General features: G+C 58.5%; 17 protein-coding genes, 2 tRNA genes and 4 rRNA genes. 16 read left to right on the top strand and 7 right to left on the bottom strand.

Going from position 1 to position 21,483, the window contains the following annotated elements:
• Positions 1-12 precede the first annotated feature (12 nt).
• Positions 13-159: a hypothetical protein gene (locus tag OX462_RS24950; RefSeq protein ID WP_175444843.1), complete on the bottom strand. Its 147-nt coding sequence runs from the start codon at positions 157-159 to the stop codon at positions 13-15.
• Positions 160-208: 49 nt separating this feature from the next.
• Between OX462_RS24950 and OX462_RS24945 the strand changes: the two genes are divergently transcribed.
• Positions 209-1,438, top strand: a complete 1,230-nt coding sequence (locus tag OX462_RS24945) for a murein transglycosylase A (protein ID WP_409027292.1) — start codon at positions 209-211, stop codon at positions 1,436-1,438.
• Positions 1,439-1,475: 37 nt separating this feature from the next.
• Here OX462_RS24945 and OX462_RS24940 read toward each other — a convergent pair whose 3' ends face one another.
• Both OX462_RS24940 and OX462_RS24935 read right to left on the bottom strand, forming a co-directional pair.
• Positions 1,476-1,913 (bottom strand): universal stress protein, encoded by a 438-nt coding sequence (locus tag OX462_RS24940; RefSeq protein WP_034753546.1) that lies wholly within the window; start codon positions 1,911-1,913, stop codon positions 1,476-1,478.
• A 137-nt stretch (positions 1,914-2,050) separates the two neighbouring features.
• Entirely contained in the window at positions 2,051-3,244 is a 1,194-nt protein-coding gene (locus OX462_RS24935) for an MFS transporter (protein WP_409028782.1), read from the bottom strand.
• 185 nt (positions 3,245-3,429) lie between these two features.
• On the opposite strand from OX462_RS24935, the gene OX462_RS24930 reads away from it, so the two are divergent.
• From OX462_RS24930 to rrf (OX462_RS24900), 7 genes are all read left to right on the top strand, one after another.
• The gene (locus tag OX462_RS24930; RefSeq protein WP_099411739.1) at positions 3,430-4,206 is read left to right on the top strand and encodes an enoyl-CoA hydratase; all 777 of its coding nucleotides are present in this window, start codon (positions 3,430-3,432) and stop codon (positions 4,204-4,206) included.
• Between the two features lie 384 nt (positions 4,207-4,590).
• A 16S ribosomal RNA gene (locus tag OX462_RS24925) occupies positions 4,591-6,121 on the top strand.
• A 100-nt stretch (positions 6,122-6,221) separates the two neighbouring features.
• Positions 6,222-6,298, top strand: a tRNA-Ile gene (locus OX462_RS24920).
• A gap of 107 nt (positions 6,299-6,405) precedes the next feature.
• Positions 6,406-6,481 (top strand) — tRNA-Ala (locus OX462_RS24915).
• Positions 6,482-6,739: 258 nt separating this feature from the next.
• A 23S ribosomal RNA gene (locus OX462_RS24910) occupies positions 6,740-9,629 on the top strand.
• A gap of 139 nt (positions 9,630-9,768) precedes the next feature.
• Positions 9,769-9,881 (top strand): 5S ribosomal RNA (gene rrf, locus OX462_RS24905).
• 319 nt (positions 9,882-10,200) lie between these two features.
• Positions 10,201-10,313, top strand: a 5S ribosomal RNA gene (gene rrf / locus OX462_RS24900).
• Together the 16S, 23S and 5S rRNA genes with 2 tRNA genes alongside form the textbook arrangement of a ribosomal RNA operon.
• A gap of 60 nt (positions 10,314-10,373) precedes the next feature.
• Here rrf (OX462_RS24900) and OX462_RS24895 read toward each other — a convergent pair.
• From OX462_RS24895 to OX462_RS24880, 4 genes are all read right to left on the bottom strand, one after another.
• On the bottom strand, positions 10,374-10,718 hold the full coding sequence (locus tag OX462_RS24895; RefSeq protein ID WP_070224486.1) for a DUF1840 domain-containing protein: 345 nt from the start codon (positions 10,716-10,718) through the stop codon (positions 10,374-10,376).
• Positions 10,719-10,898: 180 nt separating this feature from the next.
• A complete protein-coding gene (locus tag OX462_RS24890) occupies positions 10,899-11,444 on the bottom strand; it encodes a hypothetical protein (protein ID WP_099409725.1) in 546 nt (181 codons plus the stop codon).
• Positions 11,445-11,508: 64 nt separating this feature from the next.
• Positions 11,509-13,029, bottom strand: coding sequence for a YifB family Mg chelatase-like AAA ATPase (locus OX462_RS24885; protein WP_230506403.1), 1,521 nt, complete (start codon positions 13,027-13,029; stop codon positions 11,509-11,511).
• Positions 13,030-13,148: 119 nt separating this feature from the next.
• Complete coding sequence (locus OX462_RS24880; RefSeq protein WP_070289926.1) at positions 13,149-13,403, bottom strand: accessory factor UbiK family protein; 255 nt, start codon at positions 13,401-13,403, stop codon at positions 13,149-13,151.
• A gap of 270 nt (positions 13,404-13,673) precedes the next feature.
• Between OX462_RS24880 and OX462_RS24875 the strand changes: the two genes are divergently transcribed.
• The 8 genes from OX462_RS24875 to ptsP all read left to right on the top strand — a co-directional run bounded on the left by OX462_RS24875 (position 13,674) and on the right by ptsP (position 21,462).
• On the top strand, positions 13,674-14,441 hold the full coding sequence (locus tag OX462_RS24875) for a TorF family putative porin (protein WP_230506402.1): 768 nt from the start codon (positions 13,674-13,676) through the stop codon (positions 14,439-14,441).
• Positions 14,442-14,452: 11 nt separating this feature from the next.
• On the top strand, positions 14,453-14,791 hold the full coding sequence (locus tag OX462_RS24870) for a P-II family nitrogen regulator (protein WP_010393464.1): 339 nt from the start codon (positions 14,453-14,455) through the stop codon (positions 14,789-14,791).
• Positions 14,792-14,802: 11 nt separating this feature from the next.
• Entirely contained in the window at positions 14,803-16,341 is a 1,539-nt protein-coding gene (locus OX462_RS24865) for an ammonium transporter (RefSeq protein WP_409027291.1), read from the top strand.
• A 203-nt stretch (positions 16,342-16,544) separates the two neighbouring features.
• Complete coding sequence (gene gshA / locus OX462_RS24860) at positions 16,545-17,843, top strand: glutamate--cysteine ligase (RefSeq protein ID WP_070222828.1); 1,299 nt, start codon at positions 16,545-16,547, stop codon at positions 17,841-17,843.
• Positions 17,844-17,939: 96 nt separating this feature from the next.
• Positions 17,940-18,896 (top strand): glutathione synthase, encoded by a 957-nt coding sequence (gene gshB, locus OX462_RS24855; RefSeq protein WP_070222826.1) that lies wholly within the window; start codon positions 17,940-17,942, stop codon positions 18,894-18,896.
• A 12-nt stretch (positions 18,897-18,908) separates the two neighbouring features.
• The gene (locus OX462_RS24850) at positions 18,909-19,313 is read left to right on the top strand and encodes a PTS sugar transporter subunit IIA (RefSeq protein ID WP_035824452.1); all 405 of its coding nucleotides are present in this window, start codon (positions 18,909-18,911) and stop codon (positions 19,311-19,313) included.
• A 92-nt stretch (positions 19,314-19,405) separates the two neighbouring features.
• Positions 19,406-19,675, top strand: coding sequence for an HPr family phosphocarrier protein (locus OX462_RS24845; protein ID WP_010393142.1), 270 nt, complete (start codon positions 19,406-19,408; stop codon positions 19,673-19,675).
• A 44-nt stretch (positions 19,676-19,719) separates the two neighbouring features.
• Entirely contained in the window at positions 19,720-21,462 is a 1,743-nt protein-coding gene (gene ptsP, locus OX462_RS24840; protein ID WP_070222880.1) for a phosphoenolpyruvate--protein phosphotransferase, read from the top strand.
• Positions 21,463-21,483 lie beyond the last annotated feature (21 nt).

The raw sequence follows: 21,483 nt of genomic DNA, 5'->3' as shown, positions 1-21,483 counted from the left end.
GGGCTTGGCCCCTTATTTCAGTTTTTCGGTGCTGTCCTGTTCTTCGCTGAGTTGCTGGCGTGCCGGTGGCGCGGGTTTTTTACCCGAATACATGGTCCACCAGACTATAAATGCCAGCAAGAAGAACGCCACCAGCGCCTCTATCATCAAGATCCACATACGCACCCCTATGTTATTTACCCGCAGCTTAGTATTTACCCGCCGTCTGTTGACACGCGGTAGTCTACCCGTTTCCATCGGCGCCGTCGCGCTCGCGCTGTCCGCCTGTACCACGCCATCGGCGCCACCGGCCGCCGCCGGCGGCAAGGCGCCGCCCATCGCGCCGACCGTCGTCAGGCCCGTGCCCGCCAAGCCGGCCGACGCCAAGGATGCCGCGGATGTGGCAGCGCCCACCTTCGTGCCCGCCAAGTTCGCCGCCTTGCCTGGCTGGGCCCGCGACGACATGCGCGCCGCCTGGCCAGCCTTCATGGCTTCGTGCGGCGTGCTGGTCAAGCGTCCGGACTGGAAGGAATCGTGCACGATCGCGCGCCAGGTGAATGCCGACAGCGACAAGGCCATCCGTCTGTTCTTCGAAACGTTCTTTGTGCCCAATCAAGTCATTACGGCCGATGGTGCCAGCACGGGCCTCGTCACCGGCTACTACGAGCCGCTGCTGCACGGCGCGCGCAAGCGCGGCGGTCCATACCAGACGCCGCTGTACAAGGTGCCCGACGACCTGGTCTCGGTGGACTTGTCCGGCGTGTATCCGGAACTGAAGAACATGCGCCTGCGGGGCAAGCTGGTCGGCAAGAAGGTGATCCCGTACGCGACCCGTGCCGACATCGAGCGCGCCACGTCCGTCACGGGCAAGGAATTGCTGTGGGTGGATGACGAAGTCGAGGCGTTCTTCCTGCAGGTGCAGGGTTCCGGCCGCGTGCAGCTGACCGATACGCAGGAAACCGTGCGCGTGGCATATGCGGATCAAAACGGCCACCCCTACAAGTCGATTGGCCGCTACCTGGTCGACAAGGGCGAGCTGACCCTGAGCCAGGCGTCCGCGCAAGGCATCAAGGCGTGGATTGCCGGCCACCCGACGCGCAAGGATGAATTGTTCAACGCTAACCCCAGCTATGTCTTCTTCAAGGAAGAGCGTTTGCCCGATCCGAAAGTGGGGCCGAAGGGTGCGCTGGGCGTGCCGTTGACGCCGCAGCGCTCGGTGGCCGTCGATTCGCGCTTCCTGCCGCTGGGCGCGCCCGTGTTTTTGTCCACCACGCAAGCCAATAGCGAGATTCCCATGCAGCGCCTGGTGATGGCGCAGGATACGGGCGGCGCCATTCGCGGGCCGATCCGTGTCGATTATTTCTTTGGCTTTGGCGCGGAAGCGGCCGAGAATGCGGGCCGCATGAAACAGAGCGGCGCCGTGTGGGTATTGTTGCCGAAGCAGGCGCCGGCGCGCTGAGTTGCTGCGCGCGACGCCGGGGTAGCGATGGTCTGGCTTAACGCAGAACCATGACCGGCAAATGCGTATGCGCGAGCACTTTTTGCGTTTCGCTGCCCACGAACAGCTTGTTCAAGCCCTTGCGGCCATGCGAGGCCATCAGGATGATGTCGCAATGGTAGGTTTGCGCCGCATTGACGATTTCGTCGTGCGGACTCGGTGACACTGCCACCACGCCTTCGAAAGGCACGCCGGCGGCGCGCGCCGCTTCGCCGATCTTGTCGATGGCGCGTTGCGAAGCTTCCTGCATCTGCTGTTCATACAGGCTGGCGTCGAGCACGATGCCGCCGTCGGCCATCGGCGAGAACGGGAACGGTTGCACCACGCTGATGGCGACCAGCTTGGCCTTGTTCAATTGGGCAAAGGCGAGGGCAGTCTCGGCAGCTTTGTCGGACAACGGCGAGCCGTCGGTGGGAAATAAGATGGTGTTAAACATGGCGTGCTCCTCAAGTGATGTAAGACAGCTTATGGATTTACATCAATTAAAACCTTGATGTAAATCAAACCTCACAGGCTTTGGCATGAATAGTGTCGCCAAGGCAATCTTTCTGCAGTGTATTCCCGTTCCTCGCTTCAGGTGCGCACGCTACGCAGCGGCGTGCCCCACACTATGGCAACCGTCAACGCAATGCTGCCTGCCGCGATGCAGGCCAGGCCATTGCGCACGCCAAAATGTTCCGCTACCCAGCCGGCGGCCAGCGCGCCCAGCGGCGCCGTCGCCACCGTCAGGAAGCGCATGGTGGAAGTCATCCTGCCCAGCATGGGATCGGGCGTGACTTTCTGGCGCAAGCCCAGGTAGGGAATAAAGAACAGCATCACGCCGCAATCGAAAAAGAACATCAATATGGCATAGGCGACGGCGCTGGCCGCCGCGCTGCCGAACAGCGCGGCGGGAATCGTTGGCGTCAGGGCAAAGCAGAGCGAGGTCGAAGCCAGGCCGATCAGGATGGTGCGGCCAGCGCCGTAGCGCTTCGTCAGCGGCTTGACGATGAAGGCGCTGAGCAAGACGCCGGCGCCGCCCAGCATCTGCGTCATGCCCAGCACGCCAGGGCTCATGCCCAGGTCGCGCGTGGCGAACAGCACCGTCAAGGCCATGCTGGCGTAAAACAGGAAGTGCCAGATGCCGGCGCCCCAGGCCAGCGCGCGCAGCAGCGGCTCGCGCCAGACGAACAGCAAGCCGTCGGCTATGTCGCGCAGGGCGTGCTTGTCGGAGGGCGCCGGCCGTGGGTCGCGCACGCTCATGGCGCGCAAATTGAAAACGGAAATCAAGTATCCGCAGGCCGTGCACAGGATGGCGACGGGCGCGGACAGCACTTGCACCAGTACGCCGGCCAGGCCGGGGCCGATCAGGCGCGAAGCCGATTCCGTGGCGGCAAATTTCGATTGCGCATCGATCAAGCCATCGCGGCCCACCAGGAAAGTCAGGAACACCTGTTCGGCGCCGCCGCCGACGACGAAGCCCGTGCCGATGATGAATCCCACTATATATAACCATGGCATCGACAGCACGCCGCACCAGTAGGCCACAGCCACGCTGGCCAGGGCCAGGCCGGACATGCTTTCGCTGAACAGCATGATCGGGTGCTTGCTGCGCCGGTCCAGCAGCACGCCGACAGGCAAACCGAACAGGGCGAACGGCAGCGCCTGTAGCGCGACCAGTACGCCCATCTGTTCCGGCGTCGCATGCAGCAGCAGTACCGCGCAAAGGGGCAGGGCCAGTGAAGTGATCTGGGCGCCGAAGCAATTGAGGCCGTTGCTGAACCACAGGCGGCGGAAATTGACGCTGGCGGCGCTGCCGTCGCCGCGCAGATAGCGGGTGCAGTACTGGAAGAAGGAGGAGAAAATACGCTGCTCGATGAAAGGTGATCGGACTCACAATAATAGCAGCGCACCTGCCGCGCCGCTGCCGTTAGCCGCTACAATCGTTGCACCGTTCATCGAGAGGAGACACTATGCAATACGAAGACCTGATCATCGACATCCAGGACAAAGTGGCGGTCATCCGCCTGAACCGTCCCAAGGCCTTGAATGCCTTGAACGACAACATGATGAATGAGCTGGGCCACGCCTTGCTGAAATTCGACGCGGACGAGAATATCGGCTGCATCGTGCTCACGGGCAGCGAAAAAGCCTTTGCCGCCGGCGCTGACATCGCCGCCATGGCTGATTACACTTATCCCGACACCTTTACCCAGGGTTACATCAGCCGCAACTGGGAGCATATCTTGCGCGTGCGCAAACCGGTGGTGGGCGCGGTGGCCGGCTATGCGCTCGGTGGCGGCTGCGAACTGGCCATGATGTGCGATTTCCTGATCGCCGCCGACAGCGCCAAATTCGGCCAGCCGGAAATCAAGGTTGGCGTCACGCCGGGCGCGGGCGGTACGCAGCGTCTGCCGCGCGCCATCGGCAAGGCCAAGGCCATGGATCTGCTGCTGACGGCACGCACCATCGACGCTGCCGAGGCAGAACGCATCGGCCTGGTGTCGCGCGTGGTTCCGGCTGATAAATTGCTGGAAGAAACTCTGGCTGCCGCCAAGACCATCGCCGCCATGCCGACCTCGGTGGCCATGATGATCAAGGATTGCGTCAACCGCGCCTTCGAAACGACCCTGACCGATGGCGTCGCCTATGAGCGCCGCTTGTTCCAGGCTGCCTTCGGCACGCCTGCACAAAAAGAAGGCATGCACGCTTTCCTGGAAAAGCGCTTGCCAAACTTCGGCGGTCTTTGATATGATTCGCCTCCCCGATGAGACGCACTAGTTTGCGGCACAAAAGGGGCGGCCTTTCGGGGCTGGGTAGTAAAAAAGAAGGTTGACGAATTAGCCGAAACGCTTCATACTCTTCCTTCTTCGCAGCTGACAAACACAACGCTTTGTCGATAGCGCGAAAGTGGCACCGAATACAGTTCTTTAACAATTAACAGTCGATAAGTGTGGGCATTTGATGCAAGTGCAGCGTCAATCTTCGGATTGGCGTCTAACTTAAAATATCAAATGTTCACGAAGAAATAAATGAAATAGGACGCTTCGCAAGAAGTGGCCTGTCAGTTGTTTTTGAAGTGAGCGACCCGTCAGCAATGACGGTGCCGGTAAAACGGCAAAGTAACAGAGATTAAACTGAAGAGTTTGATCCTGGCTCAGATTGAACGCTGGCGGCATGCCTTACACATGCAAGTCGAACGGCAGCACGGAGCTTGCTCTGGTGGCGAGTGGCGAACGGGTGAGTAATATATCGGAACGTACCCTGGAGTGGGGGATAACGTAGCGAAAGTTACGCTAATACCGCATACGATCTACGGATGAAAGTGGGGGATCGCAAGACCTCATGCTCGTGGAGCGGCCGATATCTGATTAGCTAGTTGGTAGGGTAAAAGCCTACCAAGGCATCGATCAGTAGCTGGTCTGAGAGGACGACCAGCCACACTGGAACTGAGACACGGTCCAGACTCCTACGGGAGGCAGCAGTGGGGAATTTTGGACAATGGGCGAAAGCCTGATCCAGCAATGCCGCGTGAGTGAAGAAGGCCTTCGGGTTGTAAAGCTCTTTTGTCAGGGAAGAAACGGTGAGAGCTAATATCTTTTGCTAATGACGGTACCTGAAGAATAAGCACCGGCTAACTACGTGCCAGCAGCCGCGGTAATACGTAGGGTGCAAGCGTTAATCGGAATTACTGGGCGTAAAGCGTGCGCAGGCGGTTTTGTAAGTCTGATGTGAAATCCCCGGGCTCAACCTGGGAATTGCATTGGAGACTGCAAGGCTAGAATCTGGCAGAGGGGGGTAGAATTCCACGTGTAGCAGTGAAATGCGTAGATATGTGGAGGAACACCGATGGCGAAGGCAGCCCCCTGGGTCAAGATTGACGCTCATGCACGAAAGCGTGGGGAGCAAACAGGATTAGATACCCTGGTAGTCCACGCCCTAAACGATGTCTACTAGTTGTCGGGTCTTAATTGACTTGGTAACGCAGCTAACGCGTGAAGTAGACCGCCTGGGGAGTACGGTCGCAAGATTAAAACTCAAAGGAATTGACGGGGACCCGCACAAGCGGTGGATGATGTGGATTAATTCGATGCAACGCGAAAAACCTTACCTACCCTTGACATGGCTGGAATCCTCGAGAGATTGGGGAGTGCTCGAAAGAGAACCAGTACACAGGTGCTGCATGGCTGTCGTCAGCTCGTGTCGTGAGATGTTGGGTTAAGTCCCGCAACGAGCGCAACCCTTGTCATTAGTTGCTACGAAAGGGCACTCTAATGAGACTGCCGGTGACAAACCGGAGGAAGGTGGGGATGACGTCAAGTCCTCATGGCCCTTATGGGTAGGGCTTCACACGTCATACAATGGTACATACAGAGCGCCGCCAACCCGCGAGGGGGAGCTAATCGCAGAAAGTGTATCGTAGTCCGGATTGTAGTCTGCAACTCGACTGCATGAAGTTGGAATCGCTAGTAATCGCGGATCAGCATGTCGCGGTGAATACGTTCCCGGGTCTTGTACACACCGCCCGTCACACCATGGGAGCGGGTTTTACCAGAAGTAGGTAGCTTAACCGTAAGGAGGGCGCTTACCACGGTAGGATTCGTGACTGGGGTGAAGTCGTAACAAGGTAGCCGTATCGGAAGGTGCGGCTGGATCACCTCCTTTCTAGAGTTTGCACGAATCAGGTAACTGGTTCACGCATCAAATGTTCACACTTATCGGCTGTTAAATGAAGAAGAAACAGTAGTCGTAGTAGCACCGCGTTGGGGCTGTAGCTCAGCTGGTTAGAGCACCGTGTTGATAACGCGGGGGTCGTTGGTTCGAGTCCAACCAGCCCTACCAGTAAAAGCGTCAAACGAAAGTACAAACCTACTTTCGTTTGGTTGATAGCTAAAAACCACTGGCAAAGCCAGATGATTTTTAGAGATCAAAGCCACGCAAGACCCATAGGGGGATTAGCTCAGCTGGGAGAGCACCTGCTTTGCAAGCAGGGGGTCGTCGGTTCGATCCCGTCATCCTCCACCAAGTACTTTGAAAGTGCAAACGTAAGCCAGTCATCAAGACTTGGGTTTAGGTTTGATCTTTTAGCGATCAAAGCTGTTTCGTTCTTTAACAATCTGGAAGAAGTAAAGATTATTTATTGATCAAGTCTATGCGTGCAGCAATGCATGAGGCGACTTGATGGGTAATGATTGTATGTATCAACAAACAAGCAACAACGTTGTACTTTCTTATCCCTGTAGCGCTCTTTGATTACCTAGTAATCAGAGGCTAACGTTATAGGGACAAGCGAATAAGTGCACATGGTGGATGCCTTGGCGATTACAGGCGATGAAGGACGTAGTAGCTTGCGATAAGCTGCGGGGAGTGAGCAAACACACTTTGATCCGCAGATTTCCGAATGGGGCAACCCACCCTTTTAGGGTATTGCATACTGAATACATAGGTATGCAAGGCGAACGCGGCGAACTGAAACATCTAAGTAGCTGCAGGAAAAGAAATCAACCGAGATTCCCAAAGTAGCGGCGAGCGAAATGGGAAGAGCCTGTACGTGATAGTCGGACCGATAACAGAATCCTCTGGAAATAGGAGCCATAGTGGGTGATAGCCCCGTATGTGAAATCGGACCGGTGGTACTAAGCGTACGACAAGTAGGGCGGGACACGTGACATCCTGTCTGAATATGGGGGGACCATCCTCCAAGGCTAAATACTCGTAATCGACCGATAGTGAACCAGTACCGTGAGGGAAAGGCGAAAAGAACCCCGGAAGGGGAGTGAAATAGATCCTGAAACCGTGTGCATACAAACAGTAGGAGCGGACTTGTTCCGTGACTGCGTACCTTTTGTATAATGGGTCAGCGACTTACATTCAGTGGCAAGGTTAACCAGATAGGGAAGCCGTAGAGAAATCGAGTCCGAATAGGGCGATCAGTCGCTGGGTGTAGACCCGAAACCAAGTGATCTACTCATGGCCAGGATGAAGGTGCGGTAACACGCCCTGGAGGTCCGAACCCACTAATGTTGAAAAATTAGGGGATGAGCTGTGGGTAGGGGTGAAAGGCTAAACAAACTTGGAAATAGCTGGTTCTCTCCGAAAACTATTTAGGTAGTGCCTCAAGTATCACCATCGGGGGTAGAGCACTGTTATGGCTAGGGGGTCATTGCGACTTACCAAACCATTGCAAACTCCGAATACCGATGAGTGCGAGCTTGGGAGACAGACGTCGGGTGCTAACGTCCGGCGTCAAGAGGGAAACAACCCAGACCGCCAGCTAAGGTCCCAAAGATTGGCTAAGTGGAAAACGAAGTGGGAAGGCTAAAACAGTCAGGATGTTGGCTTAGAAGCAGCCATCATTTAAAGAAAGCGTAATAGCTCACTGATCGAGTCGTCCTGCGCGGAAGATGTAACGGGGCTAAGCCAGTCACCGAAGCTGCGGATATTGTTCTGTGATTTATCACAGATATATATGGTAGGAGAGCGTTCTGTAAGCCTGCGAAGGTGTCTTGTAAAGGATGCTGGAGGTATCAGAAGTGCGAATGCTGACATGAGTAGCGATAATGGGGGTGAAAAGCCTCCACGCCGTAAGCCCAAGGTTTCCTGTTCAACGTTCATCGGAGCAGGGTGAGTCGGCCCCTAAGGCGAGGCAGAGATGCGTAGCTGATGGGAAGCAGGTTAATATTCCTGCACCGTCGTATGATGCGATGGGGGGACGGATCGCGGAAGGTTGTCCAACTGTTGGAATAGTTGGTTTTTGGCTCATAGAAGGCACTTAGGCAAATCCGGGTGCGGAATTCAAGGGGTTGAGACGAGTGAACTTGTTCACGAAGCAATCGGAAGTGGTTCCAAGAAAAGCCTCTAAGCTTCAGTCATACGAGACCGTACCGCAAACCGACACAGGTGGGCGAGATGAGTATTCTAAGGCGCTTGAGAGAACTCGGGAGAAGGAACTCGGCAAATTGGTACCGTAACTTCGGGAAAAGGTACGCCCCGGTAGCTTGATTGGTTTACTCCATGAGGGTGAAAGGGTTGCAATAAACTGGTGGCTGCGACTGTTTAATAAAAACACAGCACTCTGCAAACACGAAAGTGGACGTATAGGGTGTGACGCCTGCCCGGTGCTGGAAGATTAAATGATGGGGTGCAAGCTCTTGATTGAAGTCCCAGTAAACGGCGGCCGTAACTATAACGGTCCTAAGGTAGCGAAATTCCTTGTCGGGTAAGTTCCGACCTGCACGAATGGCGTAACGATGGCCACACTGTCTCCTCCCGAGACTCAGCGAAGTTGAAATGTTTGTGATGATGCAATCTACCCGCGGCTAGACGGAAAGACCCCATGAACCTTTACTGTAGCTTTGCATTGGACTTTGAACCAATCTGTGTAGGATAGGTGGGAGGCTTTGAAGCGGGGACGCTAGTTCTCGTGGAGCCAACCTTGAAATACCACCCTGGTTTGTTTGAGGTTCTAACCTTGGTCCGTTATCCGGATCGGGGACAGTGCATGGTAGGCAGTTTGACTGGGGCGGTCTCCTCCTAAAGTGTAACGGAGGAGTTCGAAGGTACGCTAGATACGGTCGGACATCGTGTTGATAGTGCAATGGCATAAGCGTGCTTAACTGCGAGACTGACAAGTCGAGCAGGTACGAAAGTAGGACATAGTGATCCGGTGGTTCTGTATGGAAGGGCCATCGCTCAACGGATAAAAGGTACTCTGGGGATAACAGGCTGATTCCTCCCAAGAGTTCATATCGACGGGGGAGTTTGGCACCTCGATGTCGGCTCATCACATCCTGGGGCTGTAGCCGGTCCCAAGGGTATGGCTGTTCGCCATTTAAAGTGGTACGTGAGCTGGGTTTAAAACGTCGTGAGACAGTTTGGTCCCTATCTGCCGTGGGCGTTGGAAATTTGAAGGGGGCTGCTCCTAGTACGAGAGGACCGGAGTGGACGAACCTCTGGTGTACCGGTTGTCACGCCAGTGGCATTGCCGGGTAGCTAAGTTCGGAAGAGATAACCGCTGAAAGCATCTAAGCGGGAAACTTGCCTTGAGATGAGATTTCCCAGAGCCTTGAGCTCTTTGAAGGGTCGTTCGAGACCAGGACGTTGATAGGCTGGGTGTGGAAGTGCAGTAATGCATTAAGCTAACCAGTACTAATTGCCCGTACGGCTTGTCCCTATAACCTTAGCAGGTACAGAGGATAAGACGGTACAACGTTGCGTGTGTGTTGATACTACCATTCATTACCCCAATCTTTGCTTCTTCCAGATTCATGGCTTTGTCGTCCAACAGGAGACAAACGCCGGTACAAGTTATGCCTGATGACCATAGCAAGTTGGTCCCACCCCTTCCCATCCCGAACAGGACCGTGAAACAACTTTGCGCCGATGATAGTGCTGCAACCAGTGTGAAAGTAGGTTATCGTCAGGCTTGTTATTCGCAGTAAGAGAAAAACCCCGCCGGACTCCGGTGGGGTTTTTTTTCGTCTGGCGGTTTTGCGGGGTGCCGCAGGTGGTTGTCGGCTTACGCTGCGCTAAGCCGACCTACGCCGGCCTGCGCCGACGGACATCGGCCCACATCGGCCAAGCCGGGTAGGTCGGATTAGCGCGCAGCGCGTAATCCGACAACACTGTTGGCGTCCGAGGGGAGACTTATGCGCTTGCGCGCCAAGCTGACCTACGGTATAATTCGCCTCCTCAGATCAGATGGTTTGCTGCCCCGTTGGGAGCAGGCTGTTGAAAAAGTTATGCCTGATGACCATAGCAAGTTGGTCCCACCCCTTCCCATCCCGAACAGGACCGTGAAACAACTTTGCGCCGATGATAGTGCTGCAACCAGTGTGAAAGTAGGTTATCGTCAGGCTTGTTATATAAAAAAACCCCGCATCAGCGGGGTTTTTTTTCGTCTGCAGCATTCATCGGACTAGATGCCCCAGGTGATGCTTTCATTTTCCGCCTTGGCCGAGCGCAGCATCTCCATCAAGGGATAGGCGCGCTGCGAGAAATGCACTTTTTGCGCGCGCGCATGGGCGCCCGTTTCGCCATCTTCCAGCGTTTCCGGCGTATGCGCATCGTGTTCGACGTCATTTTCCGGATGCAGTTTGCTTTCCGCGACTTCTTTTTCCAGCAGGGCTAGGGCATCGCCCGCTTCGGCTGGCGTGATGACGCCGCGCGTGGGGTTCTTGTGCAGGATGTCGAGGATGCGCTGGGCATGTTCCTGGTACATCAGCACTTCAGGGGAGGATTTGGATTTGAATGAGATCAACATAAGCGCTTTCTGAAACTTGTTGTTAGTGTCGAAACAATATCACGACTTGAAATGTCGCACAGGCCGTCCGATTGCCCGGATTGCACATTTGCAAGCCGGATAGGGCCATCTGTTGGACAACGCACTCATTTACAAGAGCTTGCTTACGGTGAAAATACCCGTTTAAGCGATCGTTAAGTCTCAATCCAGTTTCACCGAGTCCATGAAAGTGTCGATGGTGTCACGCGACAGCTTGCTTTCTTCACCGAGGATGATGATCTGGAAAATCCGTTTATCCTGCGCCACGAAACGGCCGACCAGCAAGACAGGCTTGCCTTGCTGCGTGCCTTTGGCCTCGATGCTGAGCGAACTGTGCTGGTGTGTTCCTGCCGCCGTGCTCCTGGCCGTCGATGCCGATTTTTCGCTGCGCACGGTGCCGTTAATATTCTTTAACAGGGCAGTCTGCATGGCGGGCAGGGCCGCTTGCGCCTGTTCTGCACTGTCGAGCACGGCGCTGCCGATGGCGAAGGTATTGCCATCAACCTCGCTGGCCGTCATGGTCAGGCTGATTTTCTTACCATCAAGATCGATCTCGCGCGTCAGCACGGCCGGTTTGCCTGGGAACAAGGCCGTGAACTGGGCGTCGGGGCTGCGGTAGTCGCGCCAGTCGAACTTCGGACTGCAGGCGGACAAGACGCCGGCGGCCGCGAGCGTAGCCAGAAAGAGGGCAAGTGATGGTTTTTTCATCAGCAGATGGTAGCAGCGCCGCCAGTCGCGCGCAATCGTGCACGTGTGGCACTTACGGGCCGCCTTATATTTCACGCAGCACGCGCCGGTACTGGATCGCTTCGGCGACGTGCGGCTGTGTGATGCCGGGGCTAGCCTCCAGGTCCGCGATGCTGCGCGCCACGCGCAGTACGCGGTGGTAGGTACGCGCCGACCAGTGCAATCGCGCCATGGCGCCGTGCAGCAGCTGTTCGCCATGCGTTTCCAGGCGACAATGCTGTTCGATTTCCGTGCTGCTCAGGCGCTGATTCGCCTTTCCCTGGCGCGCCAGCTGCAGGGCAAAGGCTGCCGCTACCCTTGTGGCGATGGCTCGCGTGCTTTCTCCGGCGCCGGCGTGCCGGCCCAGCGCCGCCGGCGGCATCGCGGCCACTTCAATCTGCAGGTCGATACGGTCGAGCAGCGGGCCGGACAGGCGGCTGTGATAACGGAGCACGGCGTCCGGCGTGCAGCGGCAACGTCCCGAAGCGTGGCCCAGATAACCGCACGGGCAGGGATTCATGGCGGCGATCAGCTGGAAGCGGGCAGGAAACTCGGCCTGGCGGGCCGCGCGTGAAATGTTGATCACGCCCGATTCCATGGGCTGGCGCAACACATCGAGCACCCGGCGCTGAAATTCGGCGATTTCATCGAGAAACAGCACGCCGCAGTGCGCGAGCGAGATTTCTCCGGGGCGCGGAACATTGCCGCCGCCCACCAGGGCCACACCGGACGCCGTCTGGTGCGGGGCGCGGTAGGGGCGGCGTTTCCAGTGTTCCACCTTGAAGTGGCCACCCAGCGAATGCACGGCAGCCGATTCCAGCGCCTCTTCGTCGCTCATGGGCGGCAGCACGCCGGGAAAACGGCTGGCCAGCATGGTCTTGCCCGCGCCCGGCGGCCCGACCATCAGGACGTTATGGCCGCCTGCGGCCGCCACTTCCAGCGCCCGCCGCGCCTGCTGCTGCCCTTGCACGTCGGCAAAGTCGGGATACGGAAAGACGTGCGCTGCCAGCATGGGCTGATGGCGTTGCAGGGCGGTCTGGCTGCCGTGCGCGGCAAAATGCGCGCAGACTTCCAGCAGGCTGTGGGCGGGATAGATGCAGGCATCGCTGACGAGCGCCGCCTCGTCCGCGTTCGCCTGCGGCAGGATGAAGGCGCGTGGCGCGCCCGCCGGGCTGCGCTGCATGGCAAAGGTCATGGCCAGCGCGCCGCGAATGGGACGCAACTGGCCTGAGAGCGACAGTTCGCCCGCGAATTCGTAGTGATGTAATTGGTCGCCCGGCAACTGGCCCGAGGCGGCCAGGATACCCAAGGCAATAGGCAGGTCGAAGCGCCCCGATTCCTTGGGCAAGTCCGCCGGCGCCAGGTTGGCCGTGATGCGCCGCGCCGGCATCTCAAAGCCGCAGTTTTGCAGCGCGGCACGGACGCGGTCGCGCGATTCCTTCACTTCCGTATCCGGCAGGCCGACTATCGTAAACGAAGGCAAACCGTTGGCAAGGTGGACTTCGACACTTACCTCGGGCGCTTCCATGCCGGCCAGGGCGCGGCTTTTCAGGACGGCCAGACTCATCAAACTCCCCTGTGGCGCGGGCGCGGGCAGTCTCAGTCTAGCGCGTGAAACGCCGTCAGGCTTGAGCTATGCCAGCAAGGCCGTCAATAACGTGGTCTGGCTGGCGTCACCTTACAACCTTACACCTTGGCCTTGGGTTCGTTCAGACGGGTTTCCAGTTCGATCAGGCGCAATTCCAGTGCGTCGAGCTTGGCGCGGGTCTTGGCCAGCACTTGCGCCTGGATATCGAATTCCTCGCGCGTGACGAGATCGAGGCGGGCGAAGCCCTGGGTCATCATCGATTTCACGTTTTTCTCGATATCCTTGGCCGGCGAGTTCTCGATGGCCTGGTGGATCTTGCCTTGCAAGTCGTTAAAGAAGGTATTCATGTCCATGTTCAGTCCTTTTATGGTGCGGCATGTGCATCGCACCATTGCGGTGCACAGCGGTGTTAATCTGGTGCGAAAATAGGCAAATCCACAACGCTTCAGCAACGTATTTCCGCATGCCCAGCGGCTTGCACGGTATGTATGGCCGGAAAGGCACCTGTCAAGGTGGCAAGAGAGCTGGCACGTATTCTGCTAAAGAAGGTATGAACGCTTTGTGATCTCCAGCCAAGATTTTAAACCTCAACCGCTTTAAAAGTTCAATAAAAGGGAATCGCCATGAAGAATCTGTCCAAGAACATGACTTTAGCTGCAGCGTTGACGCTGGCCATGACCGCCTTGTGCGGCAGCGCCATGGCCCAGGATGCAGTGGCGGCGCCTGCTGCGGCCGAAGCCGTACCTGATAACGTGGTGAGCTACAACGTGGCGCTGACCAGCGACTACCGCTATCGTGGCGTGTCGCAAAGCCGTCTCGACCCTGCCATCAGCGGCGGCGCCGACTATACCCACAACCCGACGGGTTTGTACGTGGGGACCTGGTTGTCGAGCATCAAATGGATCAAAGACGGCGGCGGCGATACCAACCTGGAATGGGATATCTACGGCGGCAAACGTGGCGAGATCAGCAACGATTTCACCTACGATGTGGGCGGCCTGTACTACTTCTATCCCTCGAATGGGCTGAGCACCAACGCGAACACCTTCGAACTGTACGGCCAGCTCGGCTATGGCCCGGCCTACATCAAGTACTCGCATTCGACCAGTAATCTGTTCGGCGTGCCTGACAGCAAGAACAGCGGCTACCTCGATGTGGGTGCCAACGTCGATGTGCACGATGGCTACATGCTGAACCTGCATGCCGGACGCCAGAAGGTCGCGCACAACGATTCCCTCAGCTATAACGATTACAAGATCGGCGTGACCAAGGATTTCGGCGTGGTGACCGTGGCTCTGGCCGCCGTCAAGGCCAACATCACGTCGCTGGCACCGAATGGCAAGAATCTGGCGAAATCCGGTCTCGTGCTGACCGTATCCAAAACCTTTTAAGCGAGACTGCCATGAAAATGATTACTGCAATCATTAAGCCGTTCAAACTGGACGAAGTACGCGAAGCCTTGTCGGCTATCAATGTGCAAGGCATTACCGTCACCGAAGTCAAAGGTTTCGGCCGCCAGAAAGGCCATACGGAACTCTACCGTGGCGCCGAGTATGTCGTTGATTTTTTGCCAAAAACCAAGATTGAAGCAGCCGTCGATGACGCCATTGTCGACCAGGCCATCGAAGCGATCGAAGGCGCCGCGCGTACCGGTAAAATCGGCGACGGCAAGATTTTCGTCTACAACCTGGAACAAGTCATCCGCATCCGTACCGGTGAAACCGGCAACGAAGCGCTCTAAGGGGAATATTGATGCGTAAAAATATAACAAAATTGCTCGCTGGGTTTGCCTGTCTGTGTGCGTTTGGCGTCGCCGCGCCAAGCTTTGCCGATGCCCCTGCCAAGACGGAGGCAGCCACGACCACGGCCGTTGCCTCCCCCGCCGTCACGCCCGTGCCTGACGCACCAGCACCGGCTGCTGCTGCGCCGGCCGCTGCCGCTGCAGCGCCAGCCGCCGCGCCCGTCGCCAACAAGGGCGATACCAGTTTCATGATGATTTCCACTTTGCTGGTGATTTTGATGACCATCCCCGGCCTGGCCCTGTTCTACGGCGGCCTGGTGCGCTCGAAGAACATGCTGTCGGTGCTGATGCAAGTGTTCATGGTGTTCGCGCTGGTCATCGTGCTGTGGTGTATTTACGGTTACTCGGTCGCCTTCACGGAAAAAACCGCCTTCTTCGGTGGCTTCGACCGCCTGTTCCTGAACGGTATCTGGGATCCGGCCAAGGGCACGTTTGCCGCCGCCGCCACCTTCAGCAAGGGCGTCGTCATTCCCGAGTTCGTCTTCGTCGCTTTCCAGGGCACGTTTGCCGCCATCACCTGCGCACTGATCGTCGGCGCCTTTGCCGAGCGCGCCAAGTTTGCCGCCGTGCTGGCCTTCGTCGTGCTGTGGTTCACATTTGCCTACCTGCCAGCGGCCCACATGGTGTGGTTCTGGACCGGTCCTGACCTGATCACCAATGCCGCCACCTCGGCCAGCGAAGCCCTGAAAGCGGGCTGGATCTGGCAAAAAGGCGCGCTGGACTTCGCCGGCGGCACCGTGGTGCACATCAATGCCGCCGTCGCCGGCCTGGTGGGCGCGATCATGATCGGCAAGCGCGTCGGCTACGGCCGTGAATCGATGGCGCCGCACTCGCTGACGATGACCATGATCGGCGCCTCGCTGCTGTGGGTGGGCTGGTTCGGTTTCAATGCCGGTTCCTCGCTGGAAGCGGGCGACGTGGCGGCCCTGGCTTTCGTCAACACCTTGCTGGCCACTGCCGCCGCCACCCTGTCGTGGGTATTTGGCGAGTGGATCAGCAAAGGCAAGCCATCCATGCTCGGTGGCGCGTCCGGCGCCGTGGCCGGCCTGGTGGCGATCACCCCGGCGGCCGGCTTTGTCGGCCCGATGGGCGGCCTGGTCATCGGCCTGCTGGCCGGTATCGTCTGCCTGTGGGGCGTGAATGGCCTGAAACGCCTGATCGGCGCCGACGATTCGCTCGACGTGTTCGGCGTGCATGGCGTGGGCGGTATCCTCGGTGCCTTGCTGACGGGCGTGTTTGCTGCACCACAATTGGGCGGCCAGGGCATCTTCGACTATGTCACCAACAAGATGTCGGCCGATCCGTATTCGATCGGTCATCAGGTGTGGGTGCAGGCGCAAGCGGTCGGCACCACCATCCTGTGGTCGGCCGTCGTCTCCGTCGTCGCCTATAAACTGGTCGACATCGTCATCGGCTTGCGCGTACCGGAAGAAGAAGAGCGCGAAGGCCTCGACATCACCAGCCATGGCGAGCAAGCGTATCATGGTTAAATAACAAGGATCTGACATGCCAGCGCCCCGGCGCGGCATGTCCGGCCAGAAAGGCGCCTCATTGAGGTGCCTTTTTTTCGTTGTGGGAATGGAAAAGGTCTTTAAAACAAGGGTTTTGCCCCGATTTGGGGTACTTACACGGTAATATAGTCGGCAGTTCTGTGTGCTTTTTTGAATACTGCACATAATTTAAGGATGTAACTATGGTTCCCCATCTCGTCACGGCCCTGACCGGACCGCTGCTCGACCTCGAAAAAAAGATTCTGGCCGCGACGCCGGCCATTGAGCGCTGGTTTCGCATGGAGTGGCAAGAACACACGCCGCCCTTCTATTGCTCGGTAGACTTGCGTAACGCCGGCTACAAACTGGCGCCCGTCGATACCAATCTGTTCCCTGGCGGTTTCCATAACCTGGCCACGGAAATGCTGCCCCTGTCCGTGCAGGCCGCCATGGCTGCCATCGACAAGTATTGCCCGGACGCCCGCAACCTGCTGATCGTGCCGGAATTGCACAACACCACGCCGCAATACCTGCAGAACGTGGCGCGCCTGATGCAAATCTTCCGCCAGACGGGACTGCACGTGCGCTTCGGTTCGTGGTCGCCCGAGATCACCCAGCCGACACCGCTGGCCCTGCCGGACGGCAACATGCTCGTCATCGAGCCCCTCGTGCGCCTGAACAACGGTCGCCGCCTGGGCTTGAAGGATTTCGACCCGTGCACGATTCTGCTGAATAACGACTTGTCGGACGGCATCCCCGATATCTTGCAAAATATTCATGAACAAAGCTTGCTGCCGCCCTTGCACGCGGGCTGGGCTTTGCGCCGCAAGAGCAACCACTACACGGCCTACGATGAAGTGGTGAAAAAATTCGGCAAGATGATCGATGTCGACCCGTGGATGCTCAATCCCTTCCACGCCAAGTGCAGCGACGTCAATTTCCAGGAAGGCGAGGGCGAAGACGCGCTGGCCGCCAGCGTCGACGTGCTGCTGGCCAAGATCCGCAAGAAATACAAGGAATACGGCATCAAGGAAAAGCCCTTCGTCATCGTCAAGCCCGATGCGGGCACGTATGGCACGGGCATCATGACGGTGCGCGACGCCAGCGAAGTGCGCGACCTGTCGCGCAAGCAGCGCGACAAGATGTCCATCGTCAAGGACGGCAAGGTCGTCACCGACGTCATCATCCAGGAAGGCGTGCCCACGTTTGAAAGCATCAAGGATGCCGTGGCCGAACCCGTCGTCTACATGATCGACCGCTATGTGGTGGGCGGCTTCTACCGCGTGCACGCGGAAAAGGGTGTCGACCAGAATCTGAACGCGCCTGGCTCGCAGTACGTGCCGCTGGCGTTTGCCCAGCAGCATGCCGTGCCGGACTTGAAGGCCAAGCCGGGCACGGCCGCGCCGAACCGCTTCTATGTGTATGGCGTGGTGGCGCGCCTGGCCTTGCTGGCGGCGTCGCTGGAAATGGAGCGCACGGACCCGAATCCCGAGGTGTATTGATCGCTCCCCGCAGCTTGCCGGGCGCGGTGACTACCGCACCTGGCGATCTCGGCTAGAATCAAGCATTCCTTATCAGGCTCCCCGATTGGACGCACCATGAAAATTGCATTCCTTGCCGACCCGCTGGCAGGCTTCAAGACTTACAAAGATTCCACCTTCGCCATGATGCGCGAGGCGGCCAAACGCGGTCATGCCGTGTACGCGTTCGAACAGAAGGACATGGCGCTGGAAGAGGGCATCGTCACGGCACGGGTAAACCACATCGCGCTGACGGGCGACGAACACGATTGGTACAAGGTCGTCTCGACCGAGGAAGTGCGCCTGTCGGCCCTGGACGCCATCATCGAGCGCAAGGACCCGCCGTTCGACATGGAATACGTGTACGGCACGTATTTGCTGGAACTGGCGGAAAAGCAGGGCGCGCACGTCTTCAACAAGCCGTCCGCCATCCGCGACAACAATGAAAAGCTGGCCATTGCCCAGTTTTCCGAATTCACGTCGCCGACCCTGGTGACGTCGGATGAAGCGCGCCTGCGCGCCTTCCACGCCAAACACCAGGACGTCATCTTCAAGCCGCTCGACGGCATGGGCGGCACGGGCATCTTCCGCGTCAAGGCCGATGGCCTGAACCTGGGCGCCATCATCGAGACCTTGAGCGAGAACGGCGCGCAGACCATCATGGCGCAGCGTTTCATCGCCGACATCGTCAAGGGCGACAAGCGCATCCTCGTCATCGGCGGCAAGCCGGTGCCGTTTTCGCTGGCGCGCATCCCGCAGGCGGGCGAAGTGCGGGGCAACCTGGCCGCCGGCGGCACGGGTGTGGCGCAGCCATTGACGGCGCGCGACCTGGAAATCGCAGAAAAGCTGGGCCCGATCCTGGCCGCGCGTGGCCTGATGCTGGTAGGATTGGACGTGATCGGCGACTATCTGACGGAAGTCAATGTCACCAGCCCGACCTGCTTCCAGGAAATAATGCAGCAGACGGGCTTTGACGTGGCGGCCATGTTTGTCGACGCCGTCGAGCATGGCGTTGCGCAAGCGCAGCAGCGCTAGAGGGTATTGACTATGGTAGGGATTTTGCTCATGACACATGCACCGCTGGGACAGGCTTTCATCGCTGCCTGCGCGCATGTGTTTCGCGGTCCAACGGAGCGGTTTGAAGCCATCGACGTCGTCGCCGACCAGGACCTGGCGGAAGTGCAAAAGCTGGCGTCGGACGCCATCTGCCGCCTCGACGACGGTTCCGGCGTGCTGGTGATTACCGACGTGAAGGGCGGCACGCCGTCGAACTGCTGCAACAAGCTGGCCGATGCGGGCAGGGTGGAAGTCATCGCCGGCATCAGCCTGCCGATGCTGCTGCGCGCCATCACGTATCGCCGCGACACGCTCGACGTGGTGGTGGAGATGGCGCTGGCCGGCGCGCAAAGCGGCGCCGTGCGCGTCGATAACCGCATTCGCGTGGGCGAGTAAGGAAGTACATGGCCGCCGCCCTGAAGGCGGCGGGTTTTATAGGCCAAGATTGTCATCAGCGTAGTGCATTCAGGGATAGAGACCATACAAAAATGATTCAAAAAGAACTCGAAATCATCAACAAGCTGGGACTGCACGCACGCGCCTCCGCCAAATTTACCCAGCTCGCCGCCAAGTTCAAGAGCGACGTCTGGCTGACCCGCAACGCGCGCCGCATCAACGCCAAGTCCATCATGGGCGTGATGATGCTGGCCGCCGGCAAGGGCGCGAAAGTGACCCTGGAAGCCGAGGGCGATGATGAGCAGGCATGTGTCGATGCGCTCACCGCCCTGATTAATGACAGGTTTGGCGAAGGCGAGTAATGCCCGCCGAACGCAGCCGCAGCCGCATTCCGACAGGTCAACCCATGGCATCTTTCACGCTCCACGGCATCCCGGTTTCCCGCGGCATCGCCATCGGCCGCGCACATCTGCTGGCGCCGGCCGCCCTTGACGTCAAACATTACCTGGTCGCCCAGGAACAGATCGAAGCCGAAGTCCAGCGCCTGCAAAGCGCCATCGCCACCGTCCACAAGGAACTGCAGACCCTGTGGAACGAGCTGCCCAAGGATGCGCCCACGGAGCTGGGCGCGTTCATCGACGTGCATGCGCTGATCCTCTCCGACCCGATGATTTCCGAAGCTCCGCTCGACATCATCCGCAAGCGCCATTACAACGCCGAATGGGCGCTGTTGACGCAGATCGATGAGTTGTCGGCGCAGTTCGATGAAATCGAAGACCCGTACCTGCGCGAACGCAAGGCCGACATCCAGCAGGTGGCCGAGCGCGTATTGAAAGTCTTGCTGGGCACGGAGCAGCTGCTGCCCAAGGCCGCGGCCGAAGACGAATTGATGGCGCAGATGATCGTCGTCGCGCACGACATTTCTCCGGCCGACATGCTGCAGTTCCGCGACCGCTCCTTCATCGGTTTCATCACCGACGTGGGCGGGCAGAACTCGCACACGGCCATCGTCGCGCGCAGCCTCGATATCCCGGCCGCCGTCGGGATGTCGCAGGCGTCGATGCTGATCGACCAGGATGACTGGCTGATCATCGACGGCGACGCCGGCGTCGTCATCGCCAACCCCAGCGCGCTGGTGCTGGAACAGTACCGCGAGCGCCAGGTGGCCATGCAGCGCGCGCGCAAGAAGCTGGGCAAGCTGAAAAAGACGCCGGCCGTCACCAAATGCGGCACGCCCGTCACCCTGCTGGCGAATATCGAGTTGCCCGAGGATTGCGCGTTTGCGCTGGAGTCGGGGGCCAGCGGCGTGGGCCTGTTCCGCTCCGAATTCCTGTTCATGGGCCGCGCCCACAAGATTCCCACCGAGGACGAGCAGTTCGAGGCTTACCGCAACACGGTGCAGTCGATGAAGGGAAAAGTCGTCACCATCCGCACGCTCGACATCGGCGCCGACAAGCCGCTCGACCAGTCCGACCATACGGCCTTGAATCCCGCCCTGGGCCTGCGCGCCATCCGTTACTGCCTGGCCGAGCCGCAGCTGTTTCTGACGCAGCTGCGGGCGATTTTGCGCGCCTCCGCCTTCGGCAAGGTGCGCATCCTGATTCCCATGCTCGCGCATGCGTTCGAGATCGACCAGTCGCTGGCCATGATCGCGCAGGCGAAGGCCAGCCTGCGCGAGGAGGGTGTCAAGTTCGACGACGAGGTCGAAGTGGGCGCCATGATCGAGATTCCGGCCGCCGCGCTGGCCCTGCCCATGTTCGTCAAGCGCATGGATTTCCTGTCGATCGGCACGAACGATCTGATCCAGTACACCCTGGCCATCGACCGGGTCGATTACGAAGTGGCGCATTTGTACAATCCGCTGCACCCGGCCGTGCTGCAGCTGATCTCGATGACGATCGCGGCCGGCCACAAGGCGGGCATCGACGTGGCCGTGTGCGGCGAGATGGCGGGCGACGTGAAGCTCACGCGCTTGCTGCTGGGCATGGGCTTGCGCGAGTTTTCCATGCATCCGGCGCAGCTGTTGGCGGTCAAGCAAGAGATCCTCAACAGCGACCTGGGCCTGATTGCGCCACAAATGCGCAAAATTATGCGTTCGATGGAACCAAATGTGATCGCGGAAGCCGTCCAGCAACTGCAGCTCATGTAAACTGTCACCTTAAGCATCAGG

The organism is Janthinobacterium aestuarii (genome assembly GCF_046113285.1).
Classification (GTDB): Bacteria; Pseudomonadota; Gammaproteobacteria; order Burkholderiales; family Burkholderiaceae_D; genus Janthinobacterium.
Note: the sequence above shows the minus strand (reverse complement) of the source record. Positions and strands in the feature narration are given on the sequence as shown.